Annotated in this window: 14 protein-coding genes and 1 tRNA gene; 8 read left to right on the top strand and 7 right to left on the bottom strand. The window is 70.1% G+C overall.

Features of this window, described 5'->3' with window-relative positions:
* Window positions 1-51: 51 nt before the first annotated feature.
* Entirely contained in the window at window positions 52-870 is an 819-nt protein-coding gene (gene sfsA, locus CJZ80_RS12175; protein ID WP_094513622.1) for a DNA/RNA nuclease SfsA, read from the bottom strand.
* A gap of 58 nt (window positions 871-928) precedes the next feature.
* Between sfsA and murJ the strand changes: the two genes are divergently transcribed.
* Window positions 929-2,542: a murein biosynthesis integral membrane protein MurJ gene (murJ, locus tag CJZ80_RS12170; protein WP_094513619.1), complete on the top strand. Its 1,614-nt coding sequence runs from the start codon at window positions 929-931 to the stop codon at window positions 2,540-2,542.
* Here murJ and CJZ80_RS12165 read toward each other — a convergent pair.
* From CJZ80_RS12165 to CJZ80_RS12155, 3 genes are all read right to left on the bottom strand, one after another.
* The gene (locus CJZ80_RS12165; RefSeq protein ID WP_094513616.1) at window positions 2,526-2,792 is read right to left on the bottom strand and encodes a cytochrome-c oxidase; all 267 of its coding nucleotides are present in this window, start codon (window positions 2,790-2,792) and stop codon (window positions 2,526-2,528) included. The genes murJ and CJZ80_RS12165 overlap by 17 nt on opposite strands.
* 66 nt (window positions 2,793-2,858) lie before the next feature.
* Window positions 2,859-3,149, bottom strand: a complete 291-nt coding sequence (locus tag CJZ80_RS12160; protein WP_094513613.1) for a DUF3181 family protein — start codon at window positions 3,147-3,149, stop codon at window positions 2,859-2,861.
* 25 nt (window positions 3,150-3,174) lie between these two features.
* Window positions 3,175-3,426, bottom strand: a complete 252-nt coding sequence (locus CJZ80_RS12155; RefSeq protein WP_094513610.1) for a hypothetical protein — start codon at window positions 3,424-3,426, stop codon at window positions 3,175-3,177.
* Window positions 3,427-3,530: 104 nt separating this feature from the next.
* On the opposite strand from CJZ80_RS12155, the gene CJZ80_RS12150 reads away from it, so the two are divergent.
* The 6 genes from CJZ80_RS12150 (at window position 3,531) to CJZ80_RS12125 (ending at window position 9,833) form a co-directional block, all read left to right on the top strand.
* A tRNA-Arg gene (locus CJZ80_RS12150) sits at window positions 3,531-3,604 on the top strand.
* Window positions 3,605-3,733: 129 nt separating this feature from the next.
* The gene (gene glyA, locus CJZ80_RS12145) at window positions 3,734-5,023 is read left to right on the top strand and encodes a serine hydroxymethyltransferase (protein WP_094513607.1); all 1,290 of its coding nucleotides are present in this window, start codon (window positions 3,734-3,736) and stop codon (window positions 5,021-5,023) included.
* 147 nt (window positions 5,024-5,170) lie between these two features.
* Window positions 5,171-6,292 (top strand): MraY family glycosyltransferase, encoded by a 1,122-nt coding sequence (locus tag CJZ80_RS12140; RefSeq protein WP_094513604.1) that lies wholly within the window; start codon window positions 5,171-5,173, stop codon window positions 6,290-6,292.
* Between the two features lie 45 nt (window positions 6,293-6,337).
* Window positions 6,338-7,666, top strand: a complete 1,329-nt coding sequence (locus tag CJZ80_RS12135) for a competence/damage-inducible protein A (RefSeq protein ID WP_233133067.1) — start codon at window positions 6,338-6,340, stop codon at window positions 7,664-7,666.
* 57 nt (window positions 7,667-7,723) lie between these two features.
* Window positions 7,724-9,178 carry a 3-isopropylmalate dehydratase large subunit gene (gene leuC / locus CJZ80_RS12130; RefSeq protein WP_094513601.1) on the top strand — a complete coding sequence of 485 codons (1,455 nt, stop codon included), beginning with the start codon at window positions 7,724-7,726 and terminating at the stop codon, window positions 9,176-9,178.
* A gap of 4 nt (window positions 9,179-9,182) precedes the next feature.
* A complete protein-coding gene (locus tag CJZ80_RS12125) occupies window positions 9,183-9,833 on the top strand; it encodes a 3-isopropylmalate dehydratase small subunit 2 (RefSeq protein WP_255374170.1) in 651 nt (216 codons plus the stop codon).
* 21 nt (window positions 9,834-9,854) lie between these two features.
* Here the strand turns inward: CJZ80_RS12125 and CJZ80_RS12120 are convergent, their stop codons facing one another.
* Both CJZ80_RS12120 and CJZ80_RS12115 read right to left on the bottom strand, forming a co-directional pair.
* Window positions 9,855-13,130, bottom strand: a complete 3,276-nt coding sequence (locus CJZ80_RS12120; protein WP_233133065.1) for a DUF3769 domain-containing protein — start codon at window positions 13,128-13,130, stop codon at window positions 9,855-9,857.
* A 122-nt stretch (window positions 13,131-13,252) separates the two neighbouring features.
* A complete protein-coding gene (locus tag CJZ80_RS12115) occupies window positions 13,253-13,372 on the bottom strand; it encodes a photosystem II reaction center protein I (RefSeq protein ID WP_006172424.1) in 120 nt (39 codons plus the stop codon).
* 77 nt (window positions 13,373-13,449) lie between these two features.
* Here CJZ80_RS12115 and CJZ80_RS12110 point away from each other — a divergent pair, with 77 nt between their 5' ends.
* The gene (locus tag CJZ80_RS12110) at window positions 13,450-16,563 is read left to right on the top strand and encodes an alpha-mannosidase (protein ID WP_233133064.1); all 3,114 of its coding nucleotides are present in this window, start codon (window positions 13,450-13,452) and stop codon (window positions 16,561-16,563) included.
* On the opposite strand, the gene psbN is transcribed toward CJZ80_RS12110, so the two are convergent.
* Window positions 16,551-16,694 carry a photosystem II reaction center protein PsbN gene (psbN, locus tag CJZ80_RS15730; protein ID WP_233133062.1) on the bottom strand — a complete coding sequence of 48 codons (144 nt, stop codon included), beginning with the start codon at window positions 16,692-16,694 and terminating at the stop codon, window positions 16,551-16,553. The genes CJZ80_RS12110 and psbN overlap by 13 nt on opposite strands.
* Between the last annotated feature and the right edge of the window lie 55 nt (window positions 16,695-16,749).

Raw genomic sequence — 16,749 nt, 5'->3', positions numbered from 1 at the left:
CAAACTTCCTTTCTGATGCGTGTTCCTGTGGTGTCGAAGGCTACAGATCGCTCAAAGACGGTAGTGGCATACAGCGTCTGAGATTTCATGTGTCTGCACCGGTGTGGTGCCCAGCCATGTCACTGCGTCCTCCCCAAAGGCGTAGCGGCAGGGCAGCACCTCCACGCCCGCCCCCAGCGCCGTACGGAAGAGCCCTCCATAGCGGGGATCGGCGGAGTCGCCCGGTGCGAAGCGGTCCACGTCCCCGCGGCTCAGGCAGGGAACCAGCACCGCACGGGCCTCGGGCAGCAGGTCGGTCAGTTCCTCCAGGTGCTTCTGGCCCCGTTCGGTGACCGTGTCGGGGAAGAGCGCCAGGGTGCCGCGGCTCCAGGTGGTGTTCTTGATTTCCACATAAATCAGGCGGGAATCGGCCGCTCCCTCGGCGGGCGTGAGCAGCAGATCGATGCGGCTGCGGCGCCCGCGGCCGTAGGGAACCTCCGCGCGGATCGCTCCGATCGGCCCCAGCCAGGGCTCCAGCAGACCGGCTTCAATCGTGGCGCGCACCAGCCGGTTCGGCAAGGCGGTGTTGATGCCCACCCAGCAGAGGGAGCCGTCGGCGCTGGGCACTTCCGCCTGCTCCCACGTCCAGGCCAGCTTGCGCTCGGGCCGGGGATCGTGGCGCAGCCGCACGCGGCCGCCGGGAATCAGCACCCCGGTCATCGGGCCGGTGTTGGCGCAGTGGGCCGTCACCACCGCGCCATCGCTGAGCTCCACATCGGCCAGGAAGCGCTTGTAGCGCCGCAGCAGCAGCCCCTCCACCAAGGGCTCGAAGCGCAGTACGGGGGCGGCCGCTTGGGGGGCCGATGCCGCGTCTCTGGGGGCTGGTGGCATGGGGTGGGGGGACGCGGTGGAGAATCAGCCGAACGAATGGGCCTGCGGTCGATACCGGATGGTGAAATCCCTGCGGCGCATCGCCTTGATCGTGGGCCTTGCCACTGCGTTGAGCAAGGTGGCAGGTCTGCTGCGCCAGCTGGTGATCGCCGCCGCCTTCGGCGTGGGGGCCGCCTACGACGCCTACAACTACGCCTACGTGCTGCCGGGATTTCTGCTGATCCTGCTGGGAGGGATCAACGGGCCGTTTCACAGCGCCATGGTGAGCGTGCTGGCCCGGCGGCCGCGCCAGGAGGGGGCCCACGTGCTGGCGGCGATCAACACGCTCGTGGGAGTGGGTCTGCTGGGCGTGACCGTGCTGCTGGTGCTGGCTGCCGATCCGCTGATCAGCCTGGTGGGCCCGGGCCTGGAGGGGGAGCGCCACGCGATCGCCGTGCTCCAGTTGCGTTGGATGGCGCCGATGGCTCTGTTCGCTGGCTTGATTGGCCTGGGTTTCGGGGCTCTCAACGCCGCCGATGTCTTCTGGCTGCCCTCGGTGAGCCCACTTGTTTCCAGCGTGGCGATGATCGGCGGCATCGGCGCGCTCTGGTGGCTGGTAGGCCCGGAGATCGGCCTGCCGGCCACGGCCGTGCTCGGCGGGGTGGTGCTGGCGGGCACCACCACACTCGGTGCCGTACTGCAGTGGCTGATCCAGCTGCCGGCCCTGGCGAAGCAGGGGCTGCATCGCTTCCAGCTTGTGTGGGACTGGCACCACCCCGGTGTGCAGGAGGTGTTGCAGGTGATGGCGCCGGCCACGCTCTCCTCCGGGATGTTGCAGATCAATGTGTTCACCAGCCTGTTCTTCGCTTCGGGGATGGTGGGTGCGGCGGCCGGTCTGGGCTACGCCAACCTCCTGGTGCAGACACCGCTGGGCTTGATCTCGAACGCCTTGCTGGTGCCGTTGCTGCCGGTGCTCTCCAGGCTCACAGACCCGGCCGACCGGCCAGCCCTGGTGGGCCGCATCCGTCAGGGGTTGATGCTCTCCAACGCCAGCATGTTGCCGTTGGGGGCCTTGATGGTGGGCTTGGCCGGCCCGATCGTGGCCTTGATCTACAAGCGGGGAGCCTTCGACGTGGAGGCGGCCCAGCTGGTGACCAGCCTGCTGATCGCCTATGGGGTGGGCATGCCCGCTTACCTCGGCCGCGACGTGATCGTGCGCGTCTTCTATGCCCTTGGTGATGGCACCACACCGTTCCGTTTCTCCCTGGCCGGGATCGGCTTCAACGTGGTCTTCTGCTGGTTGTTCGTCGGAGGGCCCACTCCCTGGGGCCTGCAGTTGCCGGCGATCAACTCCGGCGCTGCTGGGCTGGTGATGGCCACCGTCGCTGTCAACGTGCTCACCTGCCTGGGGTTGCTGCTCGCCCTCCAGAATCGCCTCGGCCAGCTGCCCCTGCGTCAGTGGGGCCGCGACAGCCTGCTGTTGCTGCTGGCGGCAGTGGGGGCCGGTCTTGTTGCCTGGCTGCTCTCAATCGGCGTGCCCTGGCCGGCCGGCCTGATCGGCCAGTTGCTGGAGTGCGGGCTCAGTGCTTCCCTGGCCTTCGTGGTCTACGGGGTGCTGGCCACCTCGGCCGGGGTGCCGGAAGCGCGCCAGCTCAGCCAGCAGGTGCTGCAGCGGCTCAGGCGCCGCTCTTGAGCCGCACCTGCCGTTCCTCCCGCACCTGAACGGGCACCTCGATGTGGCTGCGGCCCACCATCGTGGGCCCGTCGATCGAGAAGATGCGGGCTTCGATGCCGAACTCGCGGAAGGCGGTTTCCAGCTCCTGGATCAAGGCCTTCTCCACCTGGGCTTCAGCGTCGACCACCTTGCCGATCAGCCGCCCACCCAGACGGCCGATGCGCTGACGGACCACCTCGCGGGCGTTGGTGACCTCGATGACCAGCATCCGGCGCCTGCGGTGGCAGCAACCTTATGCGCAGCCTTGCCTTTGCGCCCGGCTTGTCGCCGAACTTCAGTGGCTGAAGCCGTCGAGCACATCTTCGAGGTCGCGCAGTTGCCCAGGGGGGATCAGCCGCGCCAGCGGCAGGCGGCTGGAGCCGCCACCGATCGGCACCTGCACCGCCTCCAGCGCCTGGCGGGCGCACACCCCGGCCCCCTGGTCCAGCCGGGCGGCACATTCGATCGCCAACGGGCCATCGAGGCCCGCATCGCCCAGATAGAGATGCCAGCCGGCGATCTGCAGGTAGAGCCGCTCGGCGAGGGCCTGGCGGAGGTCTTCGATCTCGGTGGCCGAGAGCGTCATGGCCGCAGGGGGCAAGGGGAACTGCTCATGGTGTAGCCCCATCGGAAGCGGGCGGTCGCCGGCTCAGCACCACGCACAGATGCACCAGCCACAGCCCCCCCCAGCCCAGGCTCAGCCAGCCCAGATGGTTCCAGGGGTGGCGCAGACCCTGCACCACCCAGAGCCCGCTGTTGATGGCGGCGAAGGCCATGCCGTGCAGGGTGAGGTTCACGATCCGCTCGAAGTGGCGGTAGGTGGGGTCGGTGGGATCGGCGGGGCCGTACCAGCGGATCGGCATGGTTGTTGCGCGGTGAGCCGCCGCAGGAAGCTGCCTCGATTGTGGCCCCAGGGCCTGGGCCTGTTGACGGAAGGGCCCTCCGTGCGGTGAGAATGTGTGGGCAAGCGCTTGTAGCTCAGCGGATTAGAGCATCTGACTACGGATCAGAGGGTCGGGAGTTCGAATCTCTCCAGGCGCGCTTTCAACGTTTCCCGTTTTCGTTTCCTCTCACCGCCCACCCGGGCGGTTTTTTTTGCGCTTCCGTGCCAGCAGCCCTGCGGGTGGGTCGATTTCCTACGATCCGTTCCATCAGGCGACGTACCGATCGATGACGGACTCCAGCGGCGAGGCCCTCAACCATTCCCTGGCGAGCGGCGATCCCGCCATCGCCGCCCTGATCGGCAAGGAGCAGGAGCGTCAGCAGCACCATCTCGAGCTGATCGCCAGCGAGAACTTCACGTCCCGGGCCGTGATGGAAGCCCAGGGCTCGGTGCTGACCAACAAGTACGCCGAGGGCCTGCCCCACAAGCGCTACTACGGCGGCTGCGAGCACGTTGATGCGATCGAGGAGCTGGCCATCGCCCGCGCCCGCCAGCTGTTCGGCGCCGACTGGGCGAACGTGCAGCCCCACAGCGGCGCCCAGGCCAACTTCGCCGTGTTCCTGGCTCTGCTGCAGCCGGGCGACACGATCCTGGGCATGGACCTCTCCCACGGCGGCCACCTCACCCACGGCTCTCCTGTGAACGTGTCGGGCAAGTGGTTCAAGGCCGTGCACTACGGCGTTTCCCCCGACACCGAACAGCTCGATTTCGCCCACATCCGCGAGCTGGCGCTCGAGCACCGGCCCAAGCTCATCATCTGCGGTTATTCCGCTTACCCCCGCACGATCGATTTCGCCGCTTTCCGCGCCATCGCCGATGAGGTGGGCGCCTATCTGCTGGCCGACATGGCCCACATCGCCGGTTTGGTGGCCGCAGGTGTGCACCCCAGCCCTGTCCCCCACTGCCATGTGGTCACCACCACCACCCACAAGACCCTGCGCGGCCCTCGCGGTGGCCTGATCCTCACCGGTGATGCCGCCTTCGGTCGGCAGTTCGACAAGGCCGTGTTCCCCGGTAGCCAGGGCGGCCCCCTGGAGCATGTGGTGGCCGCCAAGGCCGTGGCCTTCGGCGAAGCCCTCCAGCCGGCCTTCCGCGCCTACAGCCAGCAGGTGGTGGTCAATGCCAAGGCGATGGCGGCCCGGTTGATGGAACGCGGCATCCGGGTGGTGTCGGGAGGCACCGACAACCACCTGGTGCTGCTCGATCTGCGCTCGGTGGGCCTCACCGGCAAGGTCGCCGACCTGCTTGTGAGCGATGTGAACATCACCGCCAACAAGAACACGGTGCCGTTCGACCCCGAATCGCCTTTCGTCACCAGCGGCCTGCGCGTTGGCAGCGCAGCGCTCACCACCCGTGGCTTCGATGCCGAGGCGTTCGTGGAAGTGGCCGATGTGATCGCGGATCGCCTGCTCCATCCCGAGGACGCCGTGGTGGAACTGCGCTGCCGCGAGCGGGTCCGGGCGCTGTGCTCGCGTTTCCCCCTGTACGGCCCGGTCCGCGTGGCCCAGCCGGTCTGAGCTGCCCCTCCTCCCTAAGCTGCTCGCCAGGACAACCAGGCCCATGGCTCACCCTGTGATGAACCATCCCGCCTTGGCCTGTGCGCTGTCGGCGTTCCATCCCCCCAGCCACGCCCTGAGCCTTCAGCTGAGAAGCCTTTCGCAGTCGTGAGTCTTCTCCGCAACCCGGTCATCGCGGCCTTCGTCACCTTCGGTGTCGCGTCCCTGCTTACGGCGTTGGTGGTGCCGCTGGTGCGGCGGCTCGGGTTGCGGTTAGGTCTGTTCGACCCGCCCGATTCACGCAAGCAGCACAGCATCCCGATGGTGCGGCTGGGCGGGGTGGGCATGGTGCTCGGGTTCTCGCTGGCGCTCACCTGCATCTGGGCGCTGGGGGGCTTCGGCACCCTCTCGCCCGCGAAAGACCAGCTGATCTGGACGACGCTGGCGGGCTCGCTCTGTTTCTTCGTGATCGGCCTGGCGGACGACCTGTTCGCCCTGCCGCCCCTGCCCCGGCTTGCGGGTCAGGTGGCCGTGGCCATGGTGGTCTGGAGCCAGGGCGTGCGCATCGGCGCGATCGATCTGCCGTTCGGCCTGTTCGGCCAGCCGCCGGCGAGCCTCGTGCTTCCCGATGCGCTGAGCCTGCTGGCCACGCTGATCTGGCTGGTGGGCATCACCAATGCGATCAACTGGATCGACGGCCTCGACGGGCTGGCCGCGGGCGTGGGCGGCATTGCCGCGATCGGTCTGTTGTCGGTGAGTTTCAGCCTGCAGCAGAGCGCCGCCGGGCTGCTGGCCGCCGCGCTGGCGGGGGCCTGCTTCGGTTTTCTGCGCCACAACTTCAACCCCGCCCGCATCTTCATGGGCGATGGCGGCTCCTACTTCCTCGGCTTCGCTCTGGCGGCGATCAGCATCGTGGGGCCGGCCAAGGGGCTCACCACCGTGAGCCTGCTGTTTCCGCTGCTGATCCTGTCGCTGCCCCTGGCGGACATGTCGGCGGTGATCATGGGCCGGCTCAGCGAGGGCCATTCCCCCTTCTATCCCGACCGGCGCCACCTGCACCACCGCTTGCTGCGGGCCGGCTTCAGCCATCGCCGCACGGTGCTGCTGATCTATGCCTTCACCCAATGGCTGGCCACCCTGGCGCTGGTAGCCGCCAACGTGGAGATGCGCTTCCTCTGGCTGGCGATCGCCACCGCCATCCTGATCGGCGCCGTGATGGGGTCGCGCAGCCACCTCGCGGCCCAGCTGCCCGCTCCCCCCTGCGACGGCGGCGGCAACCGACCCAGCTGAGCGCCGGCGCCGCCAGCCTGGGTTGGCCGGGATGATGCTGAACCGATGAGCTCTCAGCCAGTGGGCGGTGCGCAGATGGGCGACGGTGACAGGGCCGCGGCCGAGGTGCTCTGCATCGGCACCGAGCTGCTGCTCGGCAACATCCTCAACAGCAATGCCCGCTGGCTGGCCGAAGAGTTCGCTGCCCTCGGCCTTCCGCATTTCCGCCAGACCGTGGTGGGGGACAACCGCGAGCGGCTGATCGAGGTGGTGAGGGAGGCCGCGGCCCGCAGCCGTCTGCTGATCTGCACCGGTGGCCTCGGCCCCACCCCCGACGACCTCACCACGGAGGCGATCGCCGCCGCTTTCGGCACGCCGCTGGTGGAGGTGCCGCAGGTGTGGGAAGACATCCAGGCCAAGCTGGCCGGCCGGGGTCGGCCGCTGGCCGCCAGCAACCGCCGCCAGGCGCTGCTGCCCGAGGGCGCCCGCGTGGTGCCGAACCCCACCGGTACCGCGCCGGGGATGCTCTGGAGTCCGCCGGCCACCTCCCTGCCAGACGGCCACATCCAGCCGGGTTTCACCGTGCTCACCTTCCCGGGGGTGCCGAGCGAACTGAGGCCGATGTGGCAGCAGAGCGCCGTGCCCTGGCTGCGGGAGCAGGGGTTGGCGGGGGCCTGTTTCCAGAGCCGGCTGCTGCGTTTCTGGGGCATCGGCGAATCCACACTGGCCGAGCAGGTGGCCGATCTGCTGGCCCTCGAGAACCCGACTGTGGCCCCCTATGCCGGCACCGGTGAGGTGAAGCTGCGCCTCACGGCCCGGGCCGCGAGCACCGCCGAGGCGGCGGCGTTGCTCGCGCCGCTGGAGGCGGAGCTGCGCGCCCGCACCGGCACCCTCTGCTTCGGCGCCGACGAGGAATCGCTGGCCTCGGTGGTGCTGGCGCTGCTGCGGGCCCGTGGGGAAACCCTGGCGGTGGCGGAGAGCTGCACCGGCGGCGGCATCGGCGCTGCTCTGGCGGCCGTGCCCGGCGCCTCCGATGTGTTCCTCGGTGGGGTGATCGCTTATGCCAACACGATCAAGGAGCACCTGCTCGGGGTGACCGCCGCCGCCCTTGAGCGCCATGGCGCGGTGAGCGATCCGGTGGCCCTGGCCATGGCGGAAGGGGTGCGCCGCAGCACCGGCGCCACCTGGGCGGTGTCGGTGACTGGCATCGCCGGCCCGGGCGGTGGCAGCGACGAGAAGCCGGTGGGCCTGGTGCACATCGGCCTGGCGGGCCCGCAGGGCAGCCGCAGTGAGGCGGTGCGTTTCGGCAGCTCCCGGGGCCGCGCCTGGATCCAGGCCGTCACCGCCGGGGAGGCGCTCAACCGCCTGCGGCTGCAGCTCATCGCGCCCGCCTGATTCCGACCGCCCGCACGGCTCGGTTTTAGGGTGTCGTCAGACCCCTGGGGACAAACGGTGAGCGCCGGCACCCTCTACGACAAAGTGTGGGATCTCCACCGCGTGGCGGAACTGCCGGGTGGCTCCACCCAGTTGTTCATCGGCCTTCATCTGATCCACGAGGTCACCAGCCCGCAGGCGTTCGCCGCCCTGAGGGATCTCGGCCTGGGGGTGCGCCACCCGGAGCGCACCGTCGCCACGGTGGACCACATCGTGCCCACCACCTCCCAGGCCCGCCCCTTCGCCGATCCCCTGGCCGAGGAGATGCTGGTGAATCTGGAGCGCAACTGCGCCGCCCACGGCATTCCCCTGCACGGGATCGGCAGCGGCCGGCAGGGAATCGTGCACGTGATCGCCCCTGAGCTTGGCCTCACCCAGCCCGGCATGACCGTGGCCTGCGGCGATTCCCACACCTCCACCCACGGCGCCTTCGGGGCGATCGCCTTCGGCATCGGCACCAGCCAGGTGCGCGACGTGCTCGCCACCCAGAGCCTGGCGTTGAACAAGCTGCGGGTGCGCCGCATCTGGGTGGATGGCGCCCTGCCCTCCGGCGTTTATGCCAAGGATCTGATCCTGCACGTGATCCGGGTGCTGGGGGTCAAAGGAGGCGTCGGTCATGCCTATGAGTTCGCCGGCCCCGCCGTGGCGGCCCTGTCGATGGAGGAGCGCATGACCCTCTGCAACATGGCGATCGAGGGCGGCGCCCGCTGCGGCTACGTCAATCCCGATGCCACCACCTTCGCCTACCTGGAGGGGCGGCCGATGGCCCCCTCCGGCGCTGCCTGGGAGCGGGCGGTGGCCTGGTGGTCGAGCCTGGCCAGCGATGCCGACGCCAGCTATGACGACGAGGTGCGCTTCGATGCCTCCACGCTGTCGCCCACGGTCACCTGGGGCATCACCCCGGCCCAGGGCATCGGTGTGGATGAAGCGGTGCCCACCCCTGAGCAGCTCGATCCACAGGAGCGGCCCATCGCCGAGGAGGCCTACCGCTACATGAACCTCAGCCCCGGCGCAGCGATCGCCGGTCTGCCGGTGGATGTCTGCTTCATCGGCAGCTGCACCAACGGCCGGCTCAGCGACCTGCGTGCCGCCGCCCTGGTGGCCCGTGGCCGCCACGTGGCCGATGGCATCCGGGCGTTCGTGGTGCCGGGTTCCGAGCAGGTGGCCCGCGCCGCCGAAGCTGAAGGCCTCGACCAGCTGTTCCGCGCGGCTGGGTTCGAGTGGCGCGAACCCGGCTGCTCAATGTGCCTGGCGATGAACCCCGACCGCCTGGAGGGGCGCCAGATCAGCGCCAGTTCCAGCAACCGCAACTTCAAGGGCCGGCAGGGTTCCGCCAGCGGCCGCACCCTGCTGATGAGCCCGGCGATGGTGGCCGCCGCCGCCGTCCGCGGCCACGTCACCGACGTGCGCGAACTGCTCGCCGAAGCCGGCCCCAGCACCACCGCCTCCCGCCAGCCTTCTCTCACCGCCTGACGCCGTGATCGCTTCCCCTTCCCTGCCCCCCCTCACCGATGCGGTGAGCGCCAGCAGCTTCCCGATCGGCCCGATCCCCAGAGTCGAAGGCCGTGCGATGGTGCTCGCCGGCGACGACATCGACACCGACCGGATCATCCCGGCCCGCTTCCTCAAGTGCGTCACCTTCGAAGGCCTGGGGGAACAGGTGTTCGCTGACGACCGCAGTGAGCTGGGCGGCAGCCATCCCTTCGACCGCCCCGAGCACAGCGGTGCCCGGCTGCTGCTGGTGAACCGCAACTTCGGCTGTGGATCGAGCCGGGAGCATGCGCCACAGGCGCTGATGCGCTGGGGCATCCGGGCGGTGATCGGCGAGAGCTTCGCTGAGATCTTCCACGGCAATGGCCTGGCGCTCGGTTTGCCTTGTCTCACCAGCGGCCACGAGCAGATGCTGGCCATCCAGGCCCATGCCAGCGCCCACCCTTCCGCCTCCTTCCTGCTGGATGTGCAGGCCGCCGAGCTGCGTTGCGGCGATCAGGTGTGGGCCCTTGAGCTGGCGCCCGGGCCGCGGCAGATGCTCACCACCGGTCAATGGGACGCCACCGGCCAGCTGCTTGCCAACGACGACGCGCTGGTGGCCACTGTTGCCCGTCTGCCTTACCTGAACGGGTTCTGAGCAGCAGGGGCGCCTGCTCGCTCAGAACAGGCCATCGCCGGTCTGTCCGCGCATGCGCTGCTCATACGGCACGAAGGGCACGCCGGTGCCCTTGAAGCCGAAATCGTTCAGCCGCACGCGCACGCCACCGATCCCTTCATAGGGGCTGTAGTAGACGCTGAAGGCGTAGGAGCGGCGCTGCCAGCGCAGCTCCACGTACGAACCGGTGATCTCGCCGTAGTTGGGTGAGCTGGCATCCACGTTCAGGCCGATGCCGCCATTGAGCACCAGGGGGCCCACCAGCTGCTGGGTGAGGCCGATGCCCACGGTGCCCAGATCCACGGCGGCATCGAAGGCAAACGGGCTGAGGCCATCACGCAAGCTGATGCCACCGGTGATGGTGAGCTGGGTGTAATCGAGGAAGGACCTGCTGAAGTGGCCCAGGGTGAGCGTGGGCCCGCCGGAGAGCGAGAACACGTTCTGGCGGGTGCCATCTCCGAAGTAGGCCAGGCTGGCAGAGATGTTGGTGTTGAAGGTGAGCCCCGGCACAATCGGCACCGGCGAATAGCGCAGTGCCCCTTCCGGGGTGGAGGGCAGCGGCTTGCCTCGCCAGAGGGTGAGGGAGCTGTTGATGGCGCCGAAGGCATTCCCGCGCCACAGCTGGGCAAAGTTCTGCGATTCGCCGCCGTTCTCGAAGAACTCGTTGCTCTGATAGTTGCCAATACCCAGCCGCCAGAAGTAGCTGTTGCTGAAGTTGCCAACAGGCGGCAGCTCGCCACGCTGTTCGATCGAGGTGCCGTAGGCGGAATAGACGTCCTGCTCGCCGAGCGTTCCGTTCCAGATGCGGAAGCGATAGGCGCCGAAGATGCGCGACTTCACCGTGCCCAGCAGCGGCAACTTGAGCGGGCGCACCAGTTCGCCCCAGCTCCGGGTGCCGTTGGCGAAGTTGGCGGGTTCGAAGGTGGAGATGTCGAGGTTGAGGTCGGCGTCGAAGCCGAACAGCGGTGCCTGCAGGCGCGCTTCAAGGCCGAACAGATCGCCGAGGGTGCTCGGTTGCGACTGAGGATCCGCTCCGGCGGATTGTCCGGGCAGTGGATAGCTGCTGGTGGTGCCCTCGTAGGCCCGCTGCAGCAGGAACTGGGGCTCGAGTTGCAGGGTGCCGCGCTGGCCGATGCCGATCGGCTTGAGGCGGCGGCCCACGTAGAAGCCGTCGCGGTCTTCGTTGTCGACGCCCAGCACCCAGCGGTTCTGCACCTCCTGCTCCTTGCGGATGCGGGTGCGGCTGGTGACATTGATCGGCAGGCGATCTTCCAGGATCAGCCGGTTGCGACGGGAGGTGATCACCGTGTCGCCGTTCTTGTCCTGCACGGCCAGCACGTCGTCGGCATCCATCCACGACTGGGCGGGCGTGAATGGATCGTTGGTGAAGCTGGCCCGATCGGCCCGCCAGCCTTCGGCGGTGAGCACGGCGCGGGCGGCTTGAAAGCGCAGCCGGGTGAGGGTGCCGTCCACCAGTTTCGGGTTGCGGTTGCTCTCCAGCTGCCGCACCTGGGGCGGCCTGGCGGGCCCGAAGTCGTTGTTGGTGTTATCCCCGTCATCGGTATTGGCGTTGCCGCCACCTGGAATGCCGAAGCGGCGCTCGGAGGCCAGGCCGGCGCGCACCTGCACATCGCTGATGCGTTGATCGGTGAGGGCGGCGATCGCCTTGCGGCGTTCCGCCTCCTGGGCGCGCAGGGCGCGGAAGCTGGGCCGCTCAGTCGTCGGGTCGGCGCTGGTGGTACCCGCGTTGGTGCCAGTGCCAGTGCCGTTCGCTGCACCGGCACCGGTGCCGACCGGGGGCCGGGCGGGGGGCTGGGGCTCGGCGGGGGTGGTGCCGCCCATCGCGACCTGCTCCAGCGCTTCGGCCAGCGAGCGGGGCCGCTCGGGCGGCTCGGCGCCGCGGTTGGGGCAGCCCTTGGGCGGCAGCAGCTCAGCCTGCGGGTTCGCCGTGCGGGCCGGCGGGTTGCCGAAGCGGTGCCGGAGCCCGACCAGGTAGGCGTTGCTTCCTTCCCGTACACCGCTGTAGACCCCGAAGGCGCCCGAGCGGTGATGAATCCGGCCCACCACCGACCACTGCGGCGAGAACGCCCCCTCCACCTCGAAGGCGAGATAGTTGAGAAACTGCGCGCAATCCTCGCGGGTGCTGCATTCGAAGTTGCTCAAGCTGGTGTTGAGGCTCACCCCCTGCACGATGCCCAGGCTGAGCCAGGGCTGCAGCCAGGCCCGCAGCCCGATGCCGGCGGTGATTTCCCCGAAGCTCTGGGCGGCGATGCCGGCGCTGTTCTCAGCGGCGGCCTTGTGCCCCAGCAGGTTGAGGTCGAGTTCGAGGGCGAAGGGTCCGGCCTGGAGCAGGCGCCGCTGCAGGCCTGCGCCCAGCAGGTAGTCGTTGCGCAGGGACCCCTGGAACACAAAGGTTTCGCCGAAGCCGGCGTTGGTGGTCTGACCGGCCCATGCCGTAGCAGCCCAGGGATAGGGGTGCCAGTCCGGGACCGGCGGCAGCTCGGTGGGGCAAGCCAGCGATGGTGGTGGGCCAAGGGGCTCGGCCGGGGGCACCTCCGGATTGAGATCCACAGCGGCAGTGGTGAGGTCGAGCACGCCGTAGACGTCCTCCATCTCGCCACGACCTTCGATCAGGTTGAAACGCAGCTTGCTGGCCTGCAGGAACTGGTTGCCGCGCTGGAACCGCACGCTGCCAGTGGCGTAGACGGTCCGGCTCACGGTGTCGTATTCGAGCCGGTCGGCCATCAGGCGGCCACCCGCCATCTGGGCCGACACATTGCCGGTGGCCACATAGCGGTTGATCACCAGATCGAAGCCCTGCTGATCGGCGGTGATGTCGAGCAGCAGGGGCGGCGGGGAGGCCGCCGCGGCCGCCGGCGCGGGAGCCAGATCAGCCGCTGGGCCACCACCGGGCAGCGGCACCGGGCTGGGGTCCTGGCCCTGGCTGGGAAAGGAATCCGGGCGGCCGTTCTCTGGGGTTGTGGCGTTGGCGTTGCCGGTGCCAGCGGCCGGGGGTGGCACCGGCGGGGCGGGCAGGGAGGCGGGATTGCCGGGATTGCTCGATGGGGTGGCCGCGGCCGCAGCGCTGGCGTCGCCGAGTGCCAAGGGGCTGAGTGCGCCCTCATCCCCAGCAGACTCGGTGCCCGGCGTGACGCCGGCGGCTTCCAGGGGCTGGGGGGATGGGGGAAGGTTGCGGGCCTCCACACTGGGAGCACCCGACCAGGCCACGAGCACGCCTGCAACCCCAATGGCCCAGCTGAGTGGGTTGGCTGAGGGCACGCGATTTCCCAATCAGCGGCTGATCCTGCCACGACGGCCGTGGTCAGAGGCCGCTGTCGGGCAGGGCGAGCACTGGCCCAGCGCCGGCCCGAAGCGGGACGCGGTGCGCTGGGCCGGGGGATTCAGTCTTCGAGGTCCTTGCGGCTGGGGGTGCGGCTGGGATCGCTGGCCAGGAAGCCGAAGACGAAGATGCCGATGAAGAAGAAAACGACCGAGTAAACCGAAATCTTGAGAGCGAGCATGGTCCGGTCCGGCGGGTGACAGGGAGTGACAGGCGCCAGGCGGGCCCTGAACGACCCTTCGGCAGCGGCATCATCCTATGGGTCGCACCCGACCGGAAACGATGACGCAGGGCCTCGATCCCGAGCTTCGCCCCTGGATTGAAACGTTTCGATCACGTTCCTGCCTCGACCTGCAGCCCCGCTGGTGCCGCCGCTTCCCTGATGGGGAGTGGCGTGTGGCCCTCGGTGAGGCCTGGGGACGGCGGTACCGGCCCGATTGGCACGCCCGAGGCCTGATCCTCTGGCCCCGCGGTGGCCAGGAGTTGCTGCTGCGGACCACGCTGGTGTGTCCCGAGCTGTGGCGCGGCGAGCCTGACCCGTCGGGCCTGGCCCGGTTGGTGCTCAGCTGGTGGGCCGCTGAGGCCGAGCTGCGCGTCGATGGGCAGCCGGTGCATCGCGGTGACCTGTTTGACGCGGCCTGCCGCTGGCGGCTGCCGGAGCGCTGGTGGCGCGGGGAGCCGCTGCAGCTGGAGCTGGAGCTGCGCAGCCCGCTGCACGACGATGGCGCGCTGATCCACAGCCGGATCGAGGCCGAACCCCTCGATCGCCGCGATCCCGGCGGCCTGCTGCTGGCCACGGCCCTGGAGCTCGCCGCCCTGCGCGAAACGGCCGGCAGCCCGGCTCCCGTCAGCCCTGCGCCAGGCGATGACCCGGCGGCGCTGAGCCTGGAGGTGGCGGCGGCGCGGGCCCGGGCGGTGCTGGCGCCGCCGGGTGGTTTTCAGGTGGCGGGCCATGCCCATCTGGATCTGGCCTGGTTGTGGCCGGTGGCCGACACCTGGCAGGCGGCCGAGCGCACCTTCCGCTCGACGCTGGCGCTGATGGAGCGCGACCCGTCCCTCCATTTCGGTCATTCCACCCCGGCGCTCTACGCCTGGCTGGAGCAGCACCGCCCCCAGCTTTTTGCCGCGATCCGCGCCCGCATGCGGGAAGGGCGCTGGGAACCGCTCAATGGTCCCTGGGTGGAAACCGATGCCGTGCTGATCGGCACCGCGTCGCTGCTGCGCCAGTTCGAGGAAGGCCAGGAGTACAGCCGCGCCACCTTCCCGGAGTGGGAGCACCCGCTCGCCTGGCTGCCCGACAGCTTCGGCTTCGGCGCCGGTCTGCCGGTGGTGGCGGCGGCCACCGGGGTGCGCTGGTTCTGCACCCACAAGCTGGCCTGGAATGCCACGAATCCGTTCCCGCACCGGCTGTTCCGCTGGCGGGGCCGCTGCGGCGCCGAAGTGCTGGCGCTGATGACCGCCCCGATCGGCACCGGCGGCGATCCGCTGGCGATGGAGCGTTACCGGCTGGAGTGGCAGCGGGCCACCGGCCACGAGGAAGCTCTCTGGCTGCCGGGTGTGGGCGACCACGGCGGCGGCCCGACAGCGGAGATGTACGAGCAACTGGCGCTGTGGCAGCAGCAGCCCGCCGCCGCCCCGCAGGTGCATGGCGGTGTGCGCCCCTACCTGGCACGGCTGGAGCCCTGCCGCGCCCAGCTGCCGGTGTGGCGCGACGAGCTCTACCTGGAGCTGCACCGCGCCTGCCCCACCAGCCGTCCCGACCAGAAACGCCACAACCGCACCCTGGAGCGGCTGCTGCGCGAAGCCGACCTGGCGGCGGCGCTGCTGTGGGCTGATGCGGCGGGAGTCACGGCGCCGGAGGGCGACACGCAGGCAGCTGGTTCGGCCCGCGCCGGGTGGCGCACGCTGCTGTTTCAGCAGTTCCACGACATCCTGCCGGGCACGTCGGTGGCGGAGGTGTTCGAGCAGGCGGAGCCGCAGTGGCGCCGGGCCCGCCGTGAGGCGCGGCAGCGCCGCGATCGCCTGCTGCTGGCCTGGCTGCAGGGAGGGGCGCCGGCGGCTGAGGCCCTGCCGGCCGGCCAGCCCTGGTGGGTGATGCGGCTGCAGCCCCTGCCGGCGGCGGCGCTGACGCTGCGGCTGCCGGCGGGCTGCTGGACACTCGCGCAGCGGCCCCTGCCCCAGCAGGAGGCACCGGGAGGCGGCTGCTGGGTGCAGCTACCGCCTGCGGCCGGGCTGACACCCCTGGCCCTGGAGCGCCGGCCGCTGCCGGCAGTGGCGCCAGCCGCGCCGCCGCAGGAGGTGCAGGCGCCGGTGTGGAGCGCGTCGCTCGGGGAGGGGCGCTGGCGGATCGGCAACGGCCTGCTGACGGCGGAACTGGGGGCGGGCGGGCTGGAGCAGCTCTGCGGCGCCGACGGGCAGCCCCAGCTGGCGGCACCGCTGCAGTGGCGCCGCTGGCGCGACAGCGGTGAGTTCTGGGATGCCTGGGATCTGGCGGCGGACCACCGCGAGCACCCGCTGCCGCTGGAGTGGGAGCCGGCGCTGGAGCTGGTGGAGCAGGGGCCCCTGTGCGTGCGCCTGGTGGCACGGGGGCAGTGCAGGGCCAGCCCGTTGCGGCTGGATCTGCGCCTGCTGGCGGGCAGCCCCTGGCTCGAGCTGGTGCTGCGGGTGCACTGGCGCCAGCGCCATGAGCTGCTGCAACTGGAGGTGCCGCTGCAACAGCGGGCCTGCCGCTGGGCGGCGGACACCGCGGCGGGCGTGCTGGAGCGTCCTGCCGTGCCCTGCACCGCCCGCGAACAGGCCCGTTGGGAGGTGCCGGCGATCGCCTGGACCTGCAGCCAGGCGGAGCGCGGCGGCCTGGCGCTGCTGCTGGATGGGCCACAGGGCGTGTCGGGCACGGCGGACCGCCTTGGCGTATCGCTGCTGCGCGGCCCCACCTGGCCCGATCCCGGCGCCGACAACGGCCTGCAGCGCCTGCGGCTCGCGCTGATGCCCTGCGCGGATGGGTGGCGTCAGGCGGCGGTTCCGGCGGCGGCCCGCGCGTTTCGCGCCCCCACCTGGTGCCATCCGGCGGCCGAGCCAGCCACGCCACCAGCAGCGGCGCTCGCCCTGGGCTCGGCCCAGCTCGATCCGGTGGTGATCGCGCCGGATGCGGAGCCGGGCGTGGTGCGGCTCATGGTGCAGAACCTCTCGCCCTGCCGGCAGCCGCTCGGTTTGTCAGCGGGGTGGCAGGTGATCGGGCCGGTGGAGGGTGGCGCTCAGGCGCGGATGGATGGAGTCGTGGACGACGGGTCTGCAGGACCGCTGCTGAGGCCCTGGGAGCTGCGCCAGCTGCGGGTGCGGCGGTTGGCGCGCGCTCAGGATCAGTCGTCGTGATCGTCGAACGGATCGGTGAGGCCCTTGGACGGCGGGCCGAAGGCGAGGTAGACCCCGAAGCCGGTGAGGGCGAGCAGCGCCACCAGCACGGTGATCGCGATCGACAGGGCGGGGGAGGAGGTTTCGGTCAAGGAAGGGGCGGCTGCTGGGGGTGGCGGAGGTGGATCACAACTCTCGACAGTGACC

The organism is Synechococcus sp. MW101C3 (assembly GCF_002252635.1).
In the GTDB taxonomy this organism is placed as follows: Bacteria; Cyanobacteriota; Cyanobacteriia; order PCC-6307; family Cyanobiaceae; genus MW101C3.
The sequence above is the reverse complement of the archived record's forward strand: the minus strand, read 5'-3'. Positions and strand labels throughout refer to the sequence as shown.